We start from the raw sequence: 19,222 nt of genomic DNA on the forward strand, positions 1-19,222 counted from the left end.
TTGGGCGGGCTCTTGGTGAGCCGAAGCCGGGATCAGGCCGGGGCCTGTACCGGGAATTCAATGACGAAGCGGGTGCCGGTGGGATCGTTGTCCAGCACCCGGATTTCGGCGTTATGGTCGGAAACAATGGAGTTGACGATGGCAAGGCCCAGGCCGGTCCCGGATTTTTTGGTCGAAAAGTAGGGCTCAAAGAGCCGGGCTTTGACGGGATCGGGGATGCCGGTTCCGGAGTCGGCCACCTCCAGGGTGACCACCTGCTTGAGGCTGTTGTACGAAAGGGATAGGGCGATTCGCCCCCGTCCCCGAACAGCCGCCACGGCGTTTTCGATCAGGTTGATGAGGGCCTGCTTGATCAACTGACGGTCGAGATTCAAAAGGGGAATATCATTTACAAACTCAACTGTAAACTCAATATCGGGGAGGCCCTCCCGGTAAAGGACCAGGCAGTCTTCCACGATGGGAGGCAGCTCGCAGGGCTCAGGGTTGGCGGTGGGGAATCGGGCAAAAGAGGCAAAGGAGTTCACCAGGTTGCGGATGAGGTCCACGTGCTCGATGATGGTGCGGGTGCACTCGTCGAAGACCGGCTCGGCCACCACCTTGGAGTAGCGGCGCTTGAGGCGCTCGGCCGACAGGGCGATGGGGGTCAGGGGGTTCTTGACCTCGTGGGCGATGCGCCTTGCCACCTCTCGCCAGGCCGCAAGGCGCTGGATTTTTTCAAGTTCCGTCATGTCGTCAAAGACGATGACCAGGCCCATGGGGTTGCCGTTGTCGTCCCGGAGGGTGGTGGAGTGGACGTTGAAGCTCCGTGGCTTGCCGCTGATGGCAAGGGAGACGGGAAAGTTGATGCCGTTGCCCGAGTTCTCCAGTTTTTCGGAGATCTCCTTGGCGGTCTGGCTCTCCTGGTCCCCTAAAAGCTCGGTGTAGTGGTGGCGGATCACATGCTTGCTCTTGACCTGCAGCATGCGCTCGGCAGACTTGTTGATGGTGGCCACATGGCCCGACGGGTCCAGGGAGATGACCCCGGCCGAAACGCTCTGCAGGACAATCTCCATGTACTGCCGCTGCTCTTCGATCTCCAGGTTCTGCTCTTTAAGCATGCGGGCGGACAGGGCCAGCTGTTCCCGGCTGATCCCGAGGTCACGGGTCATCTTGTTGAAGTCCACCACCAGGCTGCCGATTTCGTCGTTTGCCACCACGTCGATGTGAAAGGAGAGGTCCCCTTCGGCCACGCGCCGGGTGCCCTTGGCAAGTTCCATGATGGGGATGGTGATGGAGCGGGCCAGGTAAAAGGCAAACCAGATAGCGCAGAAGAGGACCAGCAGGGCCACAATGGACAGGGCGATGAAATAGGTGGTGCGGATGGGCTTTTTCATCAGCTTGATCTGCTGATACTCTTCAAAGCCCCGGGTCACCGAGGAGATGTTGCCCACCAGCTCCCTGGAGACCCGGATGGTGATCACCACGTAGGCCCGTGCGTTCTGGCGATCGGCCCGGAAGGGGACGGTGGCGATGCTGCGGATGAGTTCCTGGCCCCCGCTCTCTTCGATGAGGGTGTGGATCCCCTTGGACTGGGCAGCCTTCTGGAGTTCCCCGGCGGCGATGAGGTTGAGGGTGGTGGGGGCGGTGTCCGAGGAGATGGAGAAGGTGAGGCGATCGGTGTTTTTGCCGTAGACCTCGATGGCGTCTAAATTGAAGGCGCGCTGGCTCACCACGATGTAATTGGACAGGGCGCTTTTTTTGCTTGAGTTCAGGTACTTTTTGTCCAGCTGGTAGGCGATGCGATCCAGGAAGAAGGCGTTGTTTTTTTCAATGTGGGTGTAAAGCTCCCGACCGATGGACAGGGAGTTTTCCAGGGCCTGTTCCACCGGAGCGTTGAACCAGTAGGCGATGCTGGTGGAGATGAACTGCATGGAAAAGTAAAAGAGCACCACCGTGGGCACCAGGGTCAGGGAGATGAAGGCGATGACGAGCTTCACCCGGAGCTTGGAGCCCATGGTCTTTTTCCGCCTGTCGAAGTAAGCCTTGGCCAGGTTGCGGAAGACCAGGATGATCAGGGTCAGCAGCAGCATCATGTTGATGTTGATGAGAATGAACATCAACAGGGTGTTGGAGATGGGAAAGTTGGCGCCGTAGTTTGATGCCTTGCTGATGGCGTAGGAGATGAGGCCCACGGTCACGATGAGAAGGGCAATGAAGAGGAACTCCCGCTTCTGCCGCTTTTTTTCCGCCTCGGCCGAGGGACGCTTCATGCTTAAGTCCATGGGCATCCGGCCGGGGGAAGAACCGGTTTTATGTGAAGACTCGGTGGGGGGCGTGTCAAGGGGTGGGGTCATGGCCACCTCTTAATAGACGAAGGCGGCGTGTCGCCAGTCGGTTTCAAAGGCGTCCAGATCGGCAAAGAGGCCGATGAACTTCAGGTAGACGGGCAGGGTGAACTCTTCCAGGCGGGCCCTGGCCCTGACCTGGTAGGCTTCCCCGCGTGTCAGGTCGGTGAGGGCGGCCGCGCGCAGCCCTTCCAAGCGGCTCATGACCTGCTTGGCCTCTTCGTAGTTTTCCGTGGTGAGGCTCTGGGGCTCGGCCCAGGAGCGGGTGATGGTGTAGACCTTTTTCATGGCGTCGAACTTGACCCGGTGTTCGGCCCGGATGGAGGCGATGCGCTTGTCGAACCAGAACCGCTTCTGCTCGAAGATGTCGATGTCGTAGGAGACCGTGGTCTCCACCCCGCTTTGGACGGCGGTCTCCACCTTTTCCACAAAGGCCCCCTCCAGCTCGGTGTAAAGGAGCAGGTGGTCCCGGGTGTTGGTGATGGTGAGGCTTGCGAGCCGAGGGTCCTGGGACGCAGCCCCTGCGGCTGCGGCAAGGAGAAGGATCAGGAGCACCACACAGACGGCAAGGGTTGAGAGTCGGCTTTTCATAGGGCGTCGGCTTCCACCGTGCGTGTCTCCCAGGAGTCCTTGTGTTCGAACAGGGTCTCCAGGAAAGCGTGGTTAAAGGCGTGGCCGGACTTGCTGGTGGTGATGTGGGCAAGGATCGGCATCCCCAAGAGGGAAAAATCACCCAGGCAGTCCAGGAGCTTGTGGCGGGCGAACTCATCGGGGAACCTCAGGCCCCCTTCGTTCATGATGCCGTCGTCGGTGAGGGCGATGCCGGTGTCCAGCTCCGCGCCACGCCCCAGCCCGTAAAGCTTGAGCATTTTGATGTCCCGGTAGAACCCGAAGGTGCGGGCCGGGCTGATGTCCGTGAGGAAGGTGTTGTCCCGGGAGTCCAGGGTGACGCTCTGTTCGTTGATCATGGGGTGATTGAAGGCGATGCCGCAGGTGATGGAGAAGTGGTCGCACGGCACGGCGGTCACGCGCTTGTCCCCCTCGCAGAGCTCCACTTTTTTGGTGATGGCCAGAAAGCTCCGGGGTTTGTCCAGCGCCACGATGCCTGCTTCCATGATGCCTTCGGCAAACACGCGGGCACTGCCGTCCATGATGGGCATCTCATACCCGTCGATGGTCACCAGGGCGTTGTCGATGGCAAGGCCAGCGAAGGTGGCCATGAGGTGCTCGATGGTGGAGACAATGGCGCCCTCCTGGCCGATGACCGTGGCAAGGCTCGTGTCTACGACGTTTCGGAACAGGGCCCGGATGGTGGGGCTGTCCGGGAGGTCGCTGCGCTGGAACCGGATGCCGTGGTTGGCGGGGGCCGGATGGACGGTCAGGTTGACCCGAACACCGGAGTGGACGCCGGTTCCCGAGCATGAAAAAGGTTTTGCTAAGGTGCGTTGATTCATGTAAATTGTCATCACCGTATCGTCTGCGGGGGCCTGAAAAAGGCCGCCCGATATCGTCGTTTTGATCGTGTCCGATCGTTTCAGTGTCCCTTGAGAGTCTTTCCCGACGTATCCAAATCGTTTGTGCATGGTTGTGTGATGGGTTTGTCCGATAAACGCATCAGGCGTGTCGACATCCTATGCCCCGGAAGGGCCGTCTGTCTGTGCGTGGTATCACTCGTAAAGTCGACACACGCGGGTGGATGTGGGTGCCGTGGTCCGTGGCCCCTGATTATTCGGAAAAATCTCAACTTAGTGGGTTTATATATCAAATACCATGAAATATCAAAGTCATTGTCATCCCGGAGCCCCGGGGCTCCCTGGGGGATGAAAAGGAGGGGGCGTGCTGGCCAGGGTTTTCAGCAGTGCACTGGTGGGGGTGGAAGCCCGGGTGGTGGATGTGGAGGTGGATATCGCCCGCGGACTTCCGGCCTTTACCACGGTGGGGCTTGCCGAGACCGCCGTGCGGGAGAGCCGGGAGCGGGTCAAGGCGGCGGTGACCAATTCCGGCTTCCAGTTTCCCAGGGATCGCATCACCGTCAACCTGGCCCCGGCCGACATGCGCAAGGAGGGCACGGGCTTTGACTTGCCCGTGGCCTTAGGGGTTCTCACGGCAACGGGCATGGTGCCCCAGGGCGCGGCATCGGGCTTTTTGATCTGCGGGGAGCTGGCCCTGGACGGACGAGTCAAGCCGGTGCGAGGCGTCCTGGCCATGGCCATGGAGGCCGGGCGTCGCGGGATGAACGCGGTGATGGTCCCCAGGGACAACGGTATCGAGGCCTCGGTGGTGCGGGGCATCAGGGTCTTTGCCGTGGGAAGCCTCTCCGAGGCCGTGGGGTTTTTCAAGGGCATCCATCCCCTGATGCCCGAGCCGCCCTTTGAGGGGCTGGAGCCCGGTGCCGGGACCTGCTCCGTGGATTTTTCAGACATCGTGGGCCAACAACATGCCAAGCGGGCCCTTGAGATCGCGGCGGCCGGGCGCCACAACCTCCTGATGAACGGGCCGCCGGGTTCCGGGAAAACCATGCTGGCCCGCGCCCTTCCCTCCATCTTGCCTCCCCTCTCCTTTGGCGAGGCCCTGGAGACCACCCGGGTCCACTCGGCAGCGGGCCTTCTGGACAGAAACACGCCCCTGGTCACCATTCGCCCGGTGCGTTCCCCCCACCACACCATCTCCGATGCGGGCCTCATCGGTGGGGGCCAAAACCCCATGCCCGGGGAGGTGAGCCTTGCCCACAACGGGGTGCTGTTTTTAGACGAGCTGCCCGAGTTCAAAAAGCGGGTCCTGGATGTCCTGAGGCAGCCTTTGGAAGATGGGGATGTCCACATCGCCCGGGCCCGCATCAAGGTTACCTACCCCAGCGACACCCTTCTCGTCTGTGCCATGAACCCCTGCCCCTGCGGATACGCCACCCACCCCGGCCGGGAATGCCGCTGCTCCTCCGTGCAGGTGGAACGATACCAGGAACGCATCTCCGGCCCCTTGCTGGACCGCATCGACCTCCATGTGGAGGTGCCCGCCGTCTCCTTTGACGAGCTCTCCGGACGAAAACAGACCGGGGCAGAGGCTTCAGCCGCGGTGCGGGAGCGGGTGGTGGCCGCCGTGGCCCGGCAATCACATCGGTTCAAAGACCTTCCCGTCCGGTTCAACGGCCAGATGGGAAGCCGCGAGGTGAGAGCCTTCTGCCAGGTGGGCCCGGACTCCCGGGACCTGCTTGAAGCCGCGGTGAAACGCCTGGGTCTCTCAGCCCGCGCCTGGATGCGCTGCCTGAAAATGGCCCGCACCATCGCCGACCTCGAAGGCGCCGATGCCATCGATACCCCCCACGTGGCCGAAGCCATCCAGTACCGGGAGATCTTTTCCCGGGCCGACGAACGGGAACCCTGGGAAGCAACCTGCCCCAGTTAAAACACAGGCAGCGATGCCTTCTATGGTTAAAGTCGGGGGCAAAGCAAGCCTCCGGCGGCGAGGTGAGCCACCTCGAGCTTATTGCCCTTGCGCTTCGTCCCTCGTTCCTCGGCCAAAGCGCAAGGGCCTTCGGCTCGGGCTACGCCCGACATGAACGCTGAGGGTTTATGCGGGTAGGCTCACAAGCTTCGACGTAACAGGATACGTTATTGCTACTTGTCCAATGTGGATCTATCCGCATTGCCTCCGGCGGCCAGGGGATTTTTGGCCTAAGTGGCTTCGCCACCCCTGGACCCCAGGTTGCGAAAGCCCTCCCCCTTCGTTCCTCAGGGGAAGAGCTTTCGCGAAGATTTTTGTGAAACCCAAGCAAAACCTGTTTGTCAAACCCAAGACATCTAATTGGCAAAAGTTTGGCCCCCGACAGGGCCGCCGGAGGCATCATTAGAAAGGGTGACGAGGTGCCGAATCGTGGGCTTGACATCCGTTCCTCCGGCACCTATGAGCCCTTAGCCCTTAGCCCTTAGCCCTTAGCCCTTAGCCCTTAGCCCTTAGCCCTTAGCCCTTAGCCCCCCATCGTTTCCTTTTTAAGGTGTCGCCACAGGGTTGCCGTACCGATGCCCAGGATGCCGGCGGTCTCTTTTTTGTTGCCGTTGGTGTGGGCCAGGACCTTGTGGATGTAGCGGTGGGTGAGGTCTTCCAGGCTGGGGAGGTCGCCGTCGATGCTGTCGCCGGATGGGGTTGTGCGCCGGGCTTCCGGGAGGTGATCGGTGTCGATGGGGGTGTTGCCGGCGAGGATGAGGCCGTGTTCCACCCAGTTTTCAAGCTCGCGGACGTTGCCGGGCCAGGTGTGGCTTTGCAGGGCTTTTTCTGCCTCTGACGAGAACCCCGGGTGATCCGGGGCCCGTTTTTTCAAGGCGGCGTGGGCCAGGGGGAGGATGTCCGCTTTGCGCTGGGCCAGTGAGGGCAGGGTGATGGGAAAGACCGACAACCGGTAGTAGAGGTCCTGGCGAAAGGAGCCTTCCCGGGCCATGGCGGCCAGGTCGCGGTTGGTGGCGGCGACGATGCGGGCCTTGACGGGGATGTCTTCCAGGCCACCCACCGGGCGTACTTCCCTCTCCTGCAGGGCGCGCAGGAGCTTGCCCTGGACAGGCAGGGGCATGTCCCCGATTTCGTCCAGGAAGATTGTGCCTTCCCCTGCGGAGACAAAGAGCCCTTTTTTTGTTTTTTCAGCGCCGGTAAAGGCTCCGCGCACGTGGCCGAAGAGTTCGGATTCCAGGAGCTCCGGGGGCAGGGCCGCGCAGTTGATGGCCAGAAAGGGGGCATTGCTGCGGCGGGATCCGGCGTGGATCCGGCGGGCCACAACCTCCTTGCCCGACCCGCTCTCCCCTAAGATAAGGACCGTGGCGTCGGTGGGGGCCACCTTGTCGGTGCGATCCAGCACGGCCCGAAAGCCGGAATCCCTGCACACCGGGTCGGTTGTTGCGAAAAAGGGCGGGGCCGCGGCCGGGCGATGTTCAAGGCCCAGGATTTCCCTCAGCTTGGTGATGTTGCTCTCCAGGGCGTGGTCGCCCTCATCGTCCATGTACGGCGGGGCCTCGCCCATGTCCCATTCCGTCGCCGGTTTTCCTTCAAAGTGGCATTCCTCTGTCCCCATGGCCTGGCAGGCCGTTTCCCTCACCACAATTTTTTCTCCGAACACCGCCGAGGCGTACCCGCTGAGGATTGCGCACAGGGCCAGGCACACCGGTCGCCCGGCATGGCCCCTGTTTTTGCGGCTGTTTGTTTTGAGGTAGATGGCGGTTTCGAAGGACCCGGCCCACCGGCCGCTGAATCGCACCAGCTTTCCCTCGGGGGTGATGTCCAGGGAGGTGATGCGTTCGTTGCAGTAGCCGGTGAAGTTTCGAAGCCTGCTCCCTGCGTGAAGGTGCTCCGAGGCCGATGAAAAGGCGCAGAGCCCGGACAGGGTTGTGGCCTGGCCCAGGCCGACCTCGTAGCCCAGGTTTTCGGCAATGCGTCGGCGGGTTTTTTTGTCCACCATTTCGGTAAAGTCCCGGTAAAACCGTTCCAGGGTGGCGATGCTGACGCCCAGGACACGGCTGGGACCGAAAAGGGGAAACCCGTATTGGGGGTCCCGGGTGATGAGTTGCGACGGAGAGAAGGGGTCGGAAAGCATAATGATCACCTCTGTGAAAGTGGGCTCAGGGTTTAAACTTTGTATCATTTTGAAATTATGATTTCAATATGAAACGAAATGGCGTGTAACCTGTCCGTTCCGGGATTCTGTGAATGTGGTGGAATGATTACTCAATAACCATTGTTCACGCAGTGGCACGATGGTTGCACAATTGACTTCCGGTAGAAGAGTGGTACAGTGCTGCGCGGTTTGAGTGAACGCTGGTCGCATATGTAGAAGGCGTCATTAACTTTTGAACCGGGCTTTAATATGCACCTGATGTGTAGTGTTCCGTACGGTCGGTTTTTTGACTCTGAGATCGGTGTGCTGGGTCGCAACATCCCAGATATCTTGCCGGAAATCTCCCTGAAGAGGGCGAGTAGGTGTGACGGTGGGACGGTGTTTATGGATGGGGCACTGGTATGAAGGGATGATTTCGGTCCCGGGTTTCGAGCGTCGCTGCTATGTTGACATGCTATGTGTAAGGAGGAAACAATGGTGAAACGTTTTGCTTGTGCGGCGGTTTGTGTGCTTGCCGCTTCCACGATGGCTTATGCAGGTTCGGTGGATACATACGGTATCGGTGCCAGGGCCACCGCCCTGGGTGGGGCCTATGCGGCCACGGCCGACGACCCCTTTGCCGCGTACTACAACCCGGCGGGCCTCTCCCAGATTGAGGGCAAGGTCTTTTCCGTGGGAGCCCTTGCGGTGGACCCCACCATCGAGATGTCCCAGTTTACGGTGACCAACCGCTCGGACATGTCGCAAAACCTCATTGAGCCCACGGATTTCAGCGACGAGTCCGACATTCTGGTGGCCCCTCATCTGGGCTATGCCCAGAAGATCAGCGAGCGTTTCGCCTTGGGCGTTGCAGCGTACGCACCCTGGGGCATGGAGCTGGACTGGGAAAAGGACCCTACGAAAAACCCGGGTTCTTACAGTGCCTATCACTCTTACTATAAGCGATATGGCGTGACGCCTTCCCTTTCGTACAAGGTGAACGATAAGCTCTCCTTTGGTGTGGGGGTTACCATCGGCAAGTCCGAGGCCGGTGCAGATACAAGTAAGTATCTGATTTCCAATACCACTGAGTTTGTGGGGAAACTGATCGACAATGCCGATACGATCAGCAAAAAAACGGGAGGGCCAGCGATAACAAATGTAGCGGGTGCAGCAGTAGTGTACGCCGGTGCAGCTGCCTTGGATCCTGAAAAGTATGGGGAAGCAGCGGCCTACTCAGCCCAGCTGAGCGCAGCCGGGATCGTGGACGGAAGTGAATTTGGGAATCTTCCCTCCCCCGACCATCAGGCCGCCATCGGCATGGAGTTGGAAGATGATGTAAACTATTCGTACAACATCGGTGTGATGTACAAGCCCAAGGAGACCATTACCCTCGGTTTGACTTACCGGAGCGAGTGCGATGCCGATTTTGAAGGCGACGTGTTTAAAGACGGCGTCAAGGTTGCAACGGCAACGATGGATTACAATCACCCCCAGCAGATACAGGCCGGTGTGCGCTACCAGCCCCATGACAAGTTCTCCATCGAATGCGACCTGGTCTGGACGGACTGGAGCATTAACAAGGACCAGGTGTCCAAGCTGTCCAACCCCATAGACATTGGCGTGTTTCCTGGTGCTGATCCCATACAGAGTGGCATGGAAGAAGCTTATGAAAGGGATTGGGAAGACACCAAGCAGCTCCGCTTCGGCATGGAATACATCATCAACGACATGATCACCGTGCGCGGCGGTTACTTCTACGACCCCACGCCCATCCCCGACAACACCTTGGACATGCAGTGGCCCGATGCGGACAAAAAGACCTACTCCCTGGGGGCCGGGTTTAACTTCGGTCGCTACACCATCGATGCGGTGTTCCAGTACACGGACATCGAGCAGGCCCGTGTGGTGGGTGGCGAGAGCACGAACCTCAACGAAAGCTTTGCAGGCAACGTGGTTTCAGCCAGCGCCGACGGCTACATCGTGGGCGGGGGCGTGACCCTGACAGCCCGCTTCTGATTTTTTCCAGTCTCCCGGCACCGGCGACCGTCGGTGTCCTCGGGGGAGGGGCACCCCGCCATCGCCATTGGCCCCTTCCCCGGCATTGCAGCGACGGCTGGTTCTCCCTGGGGTCCGGGTCGTCACTGCAGACAGTGGTTGTGAGCACAAAAAAAGCCGTGCATCGGCAAAAAAAAAGGGCCGCCCCGGATGGGGGCGGCCCTTTTTGCGTTCGAATGCGGCGGTGGTTCGTTCAGTTGTTTCAGGGGTCAGTGCTTGCCGCCATGCGCGATGTGCAGCTTCACATCGCCTCGCTTGATGATCTCAAGGAAGGAGGCCGGGGGCGTGCGGTCTGTAAACAGGGCGTCTACTTCTTCCAAGTTGCCGATGCGCACCATGGCACTTCGGTTGAACTTGGAGTGGTCGGCCACCAGGAAGACCTGGCGGGAGTTGCTGATGATGGCCCGGGCGATGCGCACTTCGTTGTAGTCGAAGTCGATGAGGGTGCCGTCGGGGTCGATGCCCGCCACCGAGATGATGCCGAAATCCACTTTGAACTGGCTGATGAAGTCGATGGCCGCCTCCCCGGTGATGCCGAGGTCGTGGTTTCGGACCACGCCCCCGGAGACCAGGATTTCAAAGCCCCGGTTCTGCCCCAGGATGGACGCCACGTTGAGGTTGTTGGTGATGACCCGCAGGCCGGTCTTGTCCACCAGGGCCCGAGCCACCTCTTCGGTGGAGGTACCGATGTCCAGAAACAGGGAGGCGTTGTTGGGGATGAACTGGGCCACGTGCTGGGCCACGCGGATTTTCTCTTCCGAACACAGCGATTTTCGGGTGGAGTAGGTGAAGTTTTCCACGCTGTTCAGGAGACCGGCGCCTCCGTGGTAACGCTGGAGCAGCTTGGCGCTGCACAGGTTGTTGATATCCCGCCGGATGGTCTGGGGCGTCACGGAGAAGTGCTGGGAGAGCCCTTCGATGGAGACAAAGCCCTTTTCAAGGACCATGTCATAGATCGCCTTCTGACGCCTCGGCAGCGTTCGAATGACATCTGCTGCGTTGTATTCCCGATCCCCGGTGTTCACCTCTACTCTCCTTATTTTCGGTTTTGATGAGAACGAACCTGCAAAGTTTAATGTGTGATAGCATCGTAATTCCTTTTTCTCAAGAGCTATTATCCCGATTCTCTGTGCCGGAAGCAATAGTTTTGGGTTTTCAAATCCGAAAATTTATGTTGTATTGTGAACAATCTGCTGGATGTGGATGGTCAAAGGATCGATTCCGAACCTTGTCAGGGAACCGGACGCGCTGGAAATGCCAAGAAGTTTATGGTTGAAAACCAAAGGGTTTACCGCAGCGTGTCCGCCGGGTATCCGAAATGTGTGTCTGTTTTGGAAAACGAACATCCTGAGCTGCGGGGGATCTTTTGACGTGCGGTCTCGGTCCGTGTGTGGAATACGGGGGCGCTGTTGCACTGATGGGCAGGTCCTTAATCATCTGGGCGGACATCATGGGATGATGAAGCGAATAAAAGCGGATGTAACGGTCATCGGGGCCGGAGCGACCGGGTGCGGCGTAGCGCGCGACCTGGCGCTTCGGGGATTGAAGGTGTTGCTGGTGGAGCGCGGGGACGTCAACTCCGGCGCGTCGGGGGGCAACCACGGCCTTCTCCACAGCGGGGCGAGGTATCTCTATTCGGATCGGCACTCAGCCGAAGAGTGCAGGGATGAAAACGCCCTGCTCCGTGAGATGGCCCCTCAGTGCATCGAGGCCACCGGCGGCTTGTTTGTGGGTGTTGAAGGGGATGACGAAAATTACATGGCGGACTTTGAGAGCCTTCTCAGTCAGAGCGATATGCCCCACAGGCAGCTCGACGTGGCCGAAGCGCGTGCCATGGAGCCGAACCTCACCGGCGGTATTGTTGCGGCCTACGAGGTCGCCGACGCCACCGTGGATCCTTTTCGACTCTCCCTTGACAACGTCTCCGACGCCCTGAGCCACGGGGCGGAGCTCCTCTGCGGCACCGAGCTGGCAGGGGTGACCCGTAAGGGATCCAAGGTGACCCATGCTCTTTTGAAACGCCGGGCAACGGGCGAGACCGTGGAGGTAGAGACCTCCTGCGTGGTCAACGCCGCCGGCGCCTGGGCAGGCCAGGTGGCGGCCATTGCCGGGGCCACGACCCAGGTGCGGTGCTCCAAGGGGAGCCTCCTGGTGACGGACCATCGCCTCACCACCCGGGTGGTGAACCGCCTGCGTCCCCCCTCGGACGCGGACATTGTGGTGCCCGGAGGCACCGTCTCCATTGTGGGGACCACGTCCTCCCATGTGGATGACCCGGATGCGGCCTGGCCCACCACCGATGAAGTGGATCGCATGGTGGAGGAGGCCATTCCCCTGTTGCCGATCCTTGAACGGACGCGGATGATCCGGGCCTACAGCGGGGTACGTCCCCTGTTCGGCGCCGCCTCCGGCGGAGACGATCGAAGCGTGAGCCGAGGGTTTGTCCTTATGGATCATGCGGAGGAGGGGGTGGAAAACCTGTTTACCATCACCGGCGGCAAACTCACCACCTACCGGCTCATGGCGGAAAGGGCTGCGGACGCCGTCTGCCATTACCTCGGCACAGGCGGACCCTGTCTGACCCGTACCCGCATCCTGCCGGCCAGCGGCGACGCCATGTGGACCGAGCCCGGCGCGGCCCCGAAAAAGTGGATGTCCGGTCATCAGGACGGTGACGGCATGATCTGCGAGTGTGAAATGGTCTCCGAATCGGTCATCGGTTCCCTGGTGGCCTCCCTGGAAAGCCAGGGCCTTGCCCGGGGCCTTGTGGAAGTGGGCTTGCGAAGCCGCGTGGGCAAAGGTCCCTGTCAGGGGAGCTTCTGTGGTCTGAGGCTGGCCGCCTGGATGTACGGCCAGGGGCACGTGACAGGGGACGAGGGCCTCTCCGGTCTGGCCCGTTTTTATAAGGAGCGCTGGAAGGGGATGCGATCCGTCTCCTGGGGAGAGAACCTCGCCCGGGCGGAGCTTCATGAAGCCCTGCAGTGCGGACTCTTTGGAATGGAGGTGGGGCATGAGTAATGCAGCGGATATGGGCCGTACGGCCAGAGACCCCTGGGACGGCCAGCGAGACGTCGTGGTGGTGGGAAACGGACTTGCCGGAAGCGCGGCAGCTCTCTTTGCGGCAAAAAAGGGGCTCAAGGTTGCCGTGGTGGGCACAGGCAGCCAGCTGCCCTTGTCCAGTGGCCTGTTTGACCTGGCGGGCATGTTGCCCGGTGACAAGGCGTACTCCGCAGCTCCCTGGCAGACCGTTCAGGACCTGGTGAGCCAGGGGCCCGGCCACCCCTACGGAAAGGTCGGAGCTGACGCCATTGCCCAGGCCTTTAAAGGGTTCCTGGCGGTTCTGGAAGAGGAAGGGCTGGGCTATCGAATCTGTGAAACCAACGCCCGGGTGGTGACCAGCGTGGGGTCTCTCAAGGCCAGCTATGCCCTGCCCGAGACCATGGTCGCAGGGGCAACGGCCCTTGAGCAGGGGCTCAAGACCCTTATTGTGGGAATCCGAAGGCTCAAAGGGTTTGAGGCGAGCCAGGTTGCTCAGTCGGCTGCCCCCATCTGGCCGGGGCTCTCATCGGTTGTGGTTGCACCCGAAGGCCTGGGGCGTCCCGGGGACATCTACCCCGAAGCCCTGGCGCGGGAGCTGGACCTTCCCGAAGCATGCGATCGGCTCATCGAGGCCATTCGTCCCCACCTGGACGGGCACAAGGCCGTGGGCCTTCCCCCGGTCCTCGGCATGGAGAAGAGCCGCGAGACCCTGGCCTATATGGAAAAGGCCCTGGGCGTTCCCTGTTTTGAAATCCCCGGCATGCCCCCCACGGCCGCCGGCGTCCGGCTGCGAGAAGCCTTGGACCGGGCCTTCTCAAGGTATGGTGTTGCGACCTTCGTGGGCGGGCGGGTCACAAAGGCTTCCAAAGGGGAGGGCGGGTTCACCGTGACCGCCTCCCTGAGGGGCGAGGAGCGGACCGTTTCGGCCCGCAAGATGATCCTGGCCACCGGTCGCTTCATGGGTGGCGGACTGGCCGGGGACCGGCTCCGGATCACCGAGCCCCTTCTGGACCTGTATGTCTCCCAGCCCCAGAGCCGGGACGCCTGGCACCGATGCGACCTCTTCCACCCCGAAGGCCACGCCGTGAACCGGGCCGGGATCATCGCCGATACGGCCATGCGCCCCCTGGACAGCGACGGCAACGTGGTGGACCCGAGCCTTTTTGTGGCCGGCAGTATCCTGGCCCACCAGGACTGGAAACGGGAGAAGAGCGGGGCAGGGATCTCCATTGCCACCGCCTTCAGGGCCGCGGAATCCTGCAGCGTGTAAGTCTTCTGCGGACTGATAAGCGTGTGTTGAACAAAAAAAGCCCCCTTGCGCTGCAAGGGGGCTTTTTGCGTTGGGTCCCGGGCGTTTTAACAGGGCCTAGAAGGGGATGTCGTCGTCGGGCGGGTTGGTGAAACCGGGATCACCGCCGCCGAAGCTTCCGCCCTGGTCAAAGCCGTTGCCCTGGGGCTGGGCCGCAGGCTGCTGGGGGGGCTGTTGTGCGGGCTGTTGTGCGGGCTGCTGGGGCGCGCTGTAGCTGCCCGGGTAGCCGCCGGCGCTGCCGTAGCCACCGCCCTGGTTTTGATTCTGGTTCTGGTTGTATCCGCCGCCCTGGTAGCCGCCGTTCTGGCCTCCGCCGAAGCCGCCGCCCTGCTGGCCGCCGCCGTCTGCGTTGCGGCCGCCCAGGAAGGTGACCTGGTTGGCGATGATGTCGGTGGAGTATCGGGTGATGCCGTCCTTTTCATAGGAGCTGGTCTGGAGGCGTCCCTCGACGTAGACCTGCCGTCCCTTGGCAAGGAACCGGCCGCAGTTTTCTGCTGTTTTCCCGAACACGGTGATGCGGTGCCACTCTGTTCGCTCGTTGCGCTCTCCGCTGTTGCGGTCCACGCGGACGTCGGTGGTGGCGACACTGAATTTGCAAATGGCAAGACCGCTGGGGGTGTAGCTCACCTCCGGGTCCCTGCCCAGGTTTCCGATAATCATCACCTTGTTTAAACTGGCCATGGATGCCTCCTTGGAAGGTCAAATCGAATGGGCCGGAGCCCTTTATTTACAGATCAATTAAGTAATGACAGCTTCGCAAAAAGTCGAACAAGCCATTATGAATGGATTAGATACAAGATATGGAAAGGGTTGTCAATCTGCTCGCCTATCCATGCCGGGGCGGATTTCCGGGCCACAGGCGGGGTTAACCGGGGCGGGCGGGCTTCTTCAGGGAGCGTAAATCCTGTTGACGGTTGCCAAGTGCCTTCACTAAGATGATGAAATCCCATAGCCGAACCGGAGAGAAGCTCCCATGGCGGCTTTTAAAAAAAACTGCAGGGATGGTGGGACCCCGAAAAGGGGATGCGCGCCTATGCTGTGACGGTTTTTTCCAAAACGGGGTATGGCCTGAAGGGCGCGGACAACGGGCGCTGAATGACCACTCTTGAGATGGCAGGTGTTGGATGAGGTCGAAACGGAACGTATGGGCCTGGCTCGTGGGGGCAGGCACTCTTTTTTTTGCGGCGGATGCCTGGGCCGACGGTCTTTCGGAGATTCACTGGGGATTTCAGATCATGGGGCTGATGGGGGGGCTGGCCTTTTTCCTCTTCGGCATGGAGCTCATGAGCGACGGCATGCAGCGGGCGGCCGGGGACAGGCTTCGAACCATCCTGGCCAACCTGACCAAGAACAAATACCGGGGGATGCTCCTGGGCATCGTGGTCACCATGCTGGTGCAGTCGGGCAGCGCCACCTCGGTGATGCTGGTGGGCTTTGTCCAGGCCGGTCTTATGCAGTTTATCCAGACCATCGGGGTGCTCATCGGGTCGGGCATCGGCATGACCATCACGGCCCAGCTCATCGCCTTCAAGGTGACCGATTACGCCCTTCTGATGATCGTGGCGGGTTTTCTCATCCGGCTCCTTGCCAAAAGGGACTCGGTGAAATCCTTTGGTGACGTGCTCTTGGGATTCGGGGTCCTGTTTTACGGGCTTAAGCTCATGGGGGACTCCATGCGGCCCCTGCGCAGCAGCCAGGAGGTGATCACCCTTCTCTCAAGCCTTGAGAACCGGTTCCTGGGCCTTCTCATCGGGGTGGTGCTCACCACCCTGATCCAGAGCTCCACCGCCTTTATCGGGATCCTCATCGTGCTGGGCCTTGAGGGGCTCATTTCTCTGGAGGCGTCGATTCCCATGGTCCTGGGAGCCAACATCGGCACCTGTGTCACCGCGGGGTTTGCCAGCATCGGCGCCAACCGGGACGCCAAGCGGGTGGCCCTGGCCAACGTGATGATCCGGGTCATCGGGGTCATGATCTTTATCGGGTTTATCCCCGAGTTCACCTGGTGCATTGCCTGGCTGGGGGCTGAGTTCAACTCCGACATTGCCCGTGAGATCGCCAACGCCCACTCCGTGTTCAACATCGTCATCGGGGTGATTGTGCTGCCTTTCAGCGACGCCTTTGCCAGGCTCATCGTGCGGATGCTGCCGGAGACCTCCTGCCCCATCCCCAGGTACACCACCACCTTCCTGGATGAGAGCAAGATCTTCTCTCCGGCCCTGGCCGTGGACCTGGCCCGTTCCGAGATCTCACGCATGGCAGCGGCCCTGGAGTACCTGCTCAAGGCCGTGGCTATCCCCTTTGTGACCCAGAGTCCCAAGCGGGACAAGGTCTACCCGGAGCTGACCCTCATGGAGGGCATCGACATGCGCGAAGAGGAGATCGACTTTCTGGAGGAGAAGATCACCGACTACCTGCTCAAGGTGGCGCGCAGCGGGGCCTCGGACGCCCAGTTGCGCGTGGTCTACGCCATGGTCTCCATTGTCCGGGACATGGAGAGCATCGGGGATATCATTCACCGCAACGTGCTGCCCCTGATCCGGAAAAAGCATGCCCTGGCCCATGACTTTTCCGAAGAGGGCAGGGAAGAGCTCACTATCTACCACCAGAAGGTGTGCAAGCAGATCCGTCTCCTGAAAGAGGCCTTTGCCGAACAGGACCTGGAGAAGGCCAACCGCATCATGGTCAAGGAGCGCAAGTACCTGGATCTGGAGCTTCAGTACCGGGTCCACCACCTCGACCGGCTGGTGGGCAAGCAGGAGGCCTCCGTCGAACTGCACGAGGTGCGAGAATACCGAGTTGATGAACCTCATGGTTCAGATCATTGTCTACTCATCCAATATCGCCAAGACCTTCCTGGAGACCGAAACCCGGGAGAAGGCGCTGCTGATTTAATCAATGTGCCTCCGGCGGCCCTGCCGGGGACCAAGCTTTTGAAAAGCTTGATAAACAGGTTTTTAAATTGCCCGGCCTCCTTGGAGGTAGTCCGGTTAACGCTGATAATTAACGAGTTGCGACAACGAATCTTAGCCCTTCAAGGCTTGTCGTATCGCTCGTACAAACCACCAGCATATGTTTCGGGCGAAGCCCGAGCCGAAGGCCCTTGCGCTTTGGCCCGAGGAACGAGGGCAAAGCGCAAGGGCAATCTGCTTTCGAGGTGGCTCACCTCGCCGCTGGAGGCTTGTTTTTTATTGATGTTTTTTATTTTTGGAGGACCGGAGACTGGAAACACCTCAGGAGACGAAAAAAGGCGACACCGCCTTTGAAAAGAGGGTGCGCCGTCGTGTGGCGGGCCGAGAGCACACCTTTTATGTAAGTGCCGCGCCGGGCCTCGGCGGGCTGCTGGCCCAGGAGGCCGAGGAGTGTCTGGGCATTTCCGTAACGCGGGTCACCGGTGGCGTAGAGTTTACCGCACGTCTGGAGGCCATGTGGCAGGCGGCTCTCTCCTTGCGCCTTGCCAACCGCATCCTGGTGCGCCTGGCGAGCTTCAAGGCCGAGAACTTTGAGAAGCTGGAGCGGCGGGTCGCTGAAATTCCCTGGGAGCTCTGGCTTCCTGCCCATGCAATCCCTGAAGTGGTGGTGACTTCCCACCACTGCCGTCTCTACCACACCGACGCCGTGGCCCAGAGGGTGGCAGGTGTGGTGGAAAAGGCCCTGCCCAGCGGGGAGGGGCAGGTGCCCCAGAAGATTTACCTGAGGGGTGAGGACGATCGCTTTACCCTCTCTTTGGATGCCGTGGGGGAGCCTTTGTACAAGCGGCGGCGCAGGGCGCCCATCCGGGAGACTCTGGCTTCAGCCATCCTCACCCTGGCCGGGTACACCGGGGAGGCGCCCCTGGCAGATCCCATGTGCGGAGCCGGGACCTTCAGCCTGGAGGCGGCCATGCGGGCAACCCGCACGCCCCCGGGCATGTATCGCCATTTTGCCTTTGAATCCTGGCCTTCTTTTCGGGAGAAAGGCTTTGCCCACATGAAGCGAGAGGCCCAAAAGGGGCTGCGCGAGGTGTCGGCCCCCGTGATTTTTGCCTCGGATTTGGACCAGGGGGCTGTGGATCGCCTCGGGGCCTCCCTGGACGGGCTGCCCTTCGGCAAGGCCGTGGGGATCAGGGCCGGGGATTTTTTCGCCCTGGATCCGGCTTCCTTTGCTTCTGAGCCCGGGGTGGTGGTTTTCAACCCGCCTTACGGCAAGCGGATCAAAGGAGGCAACGATGCCTTTGTGGTGCGCCTGCTGGATCATCTCGCCACCCACTGGCGCGGATGGACCGCTGCCCTGGCCGTGCCCAAGCAGCAGGTTCCCCGGCCCATGCCCAAGGGGTTCCATGGGCATCCCATGTCCCATGGGGGGCTGGATCTCACCGTCCTTGTCGGTCGTCTTTCCTGACGCCTTTTCTTCCGCTTTTCATCTGTCCGGGCGCATGACCGTGCGCCTGGATCCCTCCTGCCCGATTCATCCCTCGACATATCGGAACTGCTCTGTTTTTTGTGCGATTGCGCCTTTTTTCTGATGCGGATCGATCCCAAAAGGACCCTACGCGTGGTGAACGTCGTTCCGAGTCTGGGACCGGATTTTCGGTGTGGTTGTCCGCTTTGCCGGATGGGAAGGCGCGCGGGGAGATGTTCGCGTCGGGGATTGATAAAAAATCAATGGGATTATTGACCGGACCTATTCGCCGATCCGGCGTTTGTTTTTGCGTTCCCCCGGTACTCCTTCAAGAAAAAGTTGAAGGGAATCATTTTGTTAGCGGCTTTACAATTGACAAAACTTTCATCGTCATATATCTGCATTCTAATTGCTCGAAAAGAACTTTTTATTTGGTTTGGGAAGGCCAATACGTGCTTTTCGGCAAGTAATCGTAAGTGGAACAGACGCCTGCTGGAGCACAAGGGACGAAACCACGCTCCAGGTGATGGCGTTTGT

The 19,222-nt window shown here is 60.5% G+C and carries 12 protein-coding genes; 6 read left to right on the forward strand and 6 right to left on the reverse strand.

The annotated features are described in order from the left end of the window. Positions 1-32: 32 nt before the first annotated feature. The 3 genes from ACOYW1_RS29305 to lpxC are packed head-to-tail and all read right to left on the reverse strand — an operon-like array spanning position 33 to position 3,778. Complete coding sequence (locus tag ACOYW1_RS29305) at positions 33-2,333, reverse strand: ATP-binding protein (protein WP_482414316.1); 2,301 nt, start codon at positions 2,331-2,333, stop codon at positions 33-35. 9 nt (positions 2,334-2,342) lie between these two features. Next, the gene (locus ACOYW1_RS29310; RefSeq protein ID WP_180138846.1) at positions 2,343-2,915 is read right to left on the reverse strand and encodes a DUF4390 domain-containing protein; all 573 of its coding nucleotides are present in this window, start codon (positions 2,913-2,915) and stop codon (positions 2,343-2,345) included. After that, a complete protein-coding gene (gene lpxC, locus ACOYW1_RS29315) occupies positions 2,912-3,778 on the reverse strand; it encodes a UDP-3-O-acyl-N-acetylglucosamine deacetylase (protein WP_482414317.1) in 867 nt (288 codons plus the stop codon). Before lpxC ends, ACOYW1_RS29310 begins: the two co-directional genes overlap by 4 nt. Before the next feature lie 382 nt (positions 3,779-4,160). Between lpxC and ACOYW1_RS29320 the strand changes: the two genes are divergently transcribed. Then, on the forward strand, positions 4,161-5,726 hold the full coding sequence (locus ACOYW1_RS29320) for a YifB family Mg chelatase-like AAA ATPase (protein ID WP_482420749.1): 1,566 nt from the start codon (positions 4,161-4,163) through the stop codon (positions 5,724-5,726). 562 nt (positions 5,727-6,288) lie between these two features. On the opposite strand, the gene ACOYW1_RS29325 is transcribed toward ACOYW1_RS29320, so the two are convergent. Then, the gene (locus tag ACOYW1_RS29325) at positions 6,289-7,899 is read right to left on the reverse strand and encodes a sigma 54-interacting transcriptional regulator (protein ID WP_482420750.1); all 1,611 of its coding nucleotides are present in this window, start codon (positions 7,897-7,899) and stop codon (positions 6,289-6,291) included. Positions 7,900-8,394: 495 nt separating this feature from the next. Here ACOYW1_RS29325 and ACOYW1_RS29330 point away from each other — a divergent pair, with 495 nt between their 5' ends. Next, positions 8,395-9,918, forward strand: a complete 1,524-nt coding sequence (locus ACOYW1_RS29330) for an OmpP1/FadL family transporter (RefSeq protein ID WP_482420751.1) — start codon at positions 8,395-8,397, stop codon at positions 9,916-9,918. A 248-nt stretch (positions 9,919-10,166) separates the two neighbouring features. Here ACOYW1_RS29330 and ACOYW1_RS29335 read toward each other — a convergent pair whose 3' ends face one another. After that, on the reverse strand, positions 10,167-10,982 hold the full coding sequence (locus ACOYW1_RS29335) for a DeoR family transcriptional regulator (RefSeq protein WP_246317750.1): 816 nt from the start codon (positions 10,980-10,982) through the stop codon (positions 10,167-10,169). A 430-nt stretch (positions 10,983-11,412) separates the two neighbouring features. On the opposite strand from ACOYW1_RS29335, the gene glpA reads away from it, so the two are divergent. Together glpA and glpB are read left to right on the forward strand one after the other, a co-directional pair. Further along, complete coding sequence (glpA, locus tag ACOYW1_RS29340; RefSeq protein WP_218950974.1) at positions 11,413-12,975, forward strand: anaerobic glycerol-3-phosphate dehydrogenase subunit GlpA; 1,563 nt, start codon at positions 11,413-11,415, stop codon at positions 12,973-12,975. Beyond that, positions 12,968-14,266 (forward strand): glycerol-3-phosphate dehydrogenase subunit GlpB, encoded by a 1,299-nt coding sequence (gene glpB / locus ACOYW1_RS29345; protein WP_482420752.1) that lies wholly within the window; start codon positions 12,968-12,970, stop codon positions 14,264-14,266. The genes glpA and glpB overlap by 8 nt, the downstream gene beginning before the upstream one ends. A 96-nt stretch (positions 14,267-14,362) precedes the next feature. Here glpB and ACOYW1_RS29350 read toward each other — a convergent pair whose 3' ends face one another. After that, complete coding sequence (locus ACOYW1_RS29350; RefSeq protein WP_482420753.1) at positions 14,363-14,986, reverse strand: single-stranded DNA-binding protein; 624 nt, start codon at positions 14,984-14,986, stop codon at positions 14,363-14,365. A gap of 443 nt (positions 14,987-15,429) precedes the next feature. Here ACOYW1_RS29350 and ACOYW1_RS29355 point away from each other — a divergent pair, with 443 nt between their 5' ends. After that, positions 15,430-17,571 (forward strand): Na/Pi cotransporter family protein, encoded by a 2,142-nt coding sequence (locus tag ACOYW1_RS29355; protein WP_482420754.1) that lies wholly within the window; start codon positions 15,430-15,432, stop codon positions 17,569-17,571. Next, positions 17,513-18,685 carry a THUMP domain-containing class I SAM-dependent RNA methyltransferase gene (locus tag ACOYW1_RS29360; protein WP_482420755.1) on the forward strand — a complete coding sequence of 391 codons (1,173 nt, stop codon included), beginning with the start codon at positions 17,513-17,515 and terminating at the stop codon, positions 18,683-18,685. Before ACOYW1_RS29355 ends, ACOYW1_RS29360 begins: the two co-directional genes overlap by 59 nt. The last annotated feature ends 537 nt before the right edge of the window (positions 18,686-19,222 follow it).

This window comes from Desulfoluna sp. CYM3A, assembly GCF_056829965.1.

What these genes read in the sequence shown, in the direction of transcription:
- ACOYW1_RS29305 (WP_482414316.1), bottom strand. Translation starts at nt 2,333, where the DNA reads ATGACCCCACCCCTTGACACGCCCCCCACCGAGTCTTCACATAAAACC.
- ACOYW1_RS29310 (WP_180138846.1), bottom strand. Translation starts at nt 2,915, where the DNA reads ATGAAAAGCCGACTCTCAACCCTTGCCGTCTGTGTGGTGCTCCTGATC.
- lpxC (WP_482414317.1), bottom strand. Translation starts at nt 3,778, where the DNA reads ATGAATCAACGCACCTTAGCAAAACCTTTTTCATGCTCGGGAACCGGC.
- ACOYW1_RS29325 (WP_482420750.1), bottom strand. Translation starts at nt 7,899, where the DNA reads ATGCTTTCCGACCCCTTCTCTCCGTCGCAACTCATCACCCGGGACCCC.
- ACOYW1_RS29330 (WP_482420751.1), top strand. Translation starts at nt 8,395, where the DNA reads ATGGTGAAACGTTTTGCTTGTGCGGCGGTTTGTGTGCTTGCCGCTTCC.
- glpA (WP_218950974.1), top strand. Translation starts at nt 11,413, where the DNA reads ATGATGAAGCGAATAAAAGCGGATGTAACGGTCATCGGGGCCGGAGCG.
- glpB (WP_482420752.1), top strand. Translation starts at nt 12,968, where the DNA reads ATGAGTAATGCAGCGGATATGGGCCGTACGGCCAGAGACCCCTGGGAC.
- ACOYW1_RS29350 (WP_482420753.1), bottom strand. Translation starts at nt 14,986, where the DNA reads ATGGCCAGTTTAAACAAGGTGATGATTATCGGAAACCTGGGCAGGGAC.
- ACOYW1_RS29355 (WP_482420754.1), top strand. Translation starts at nt 15,430, where the DNA reads ATGAGGTCGAAACGGAACGTATGGGCCTGGCTCGTGGGGGCAGGCACT.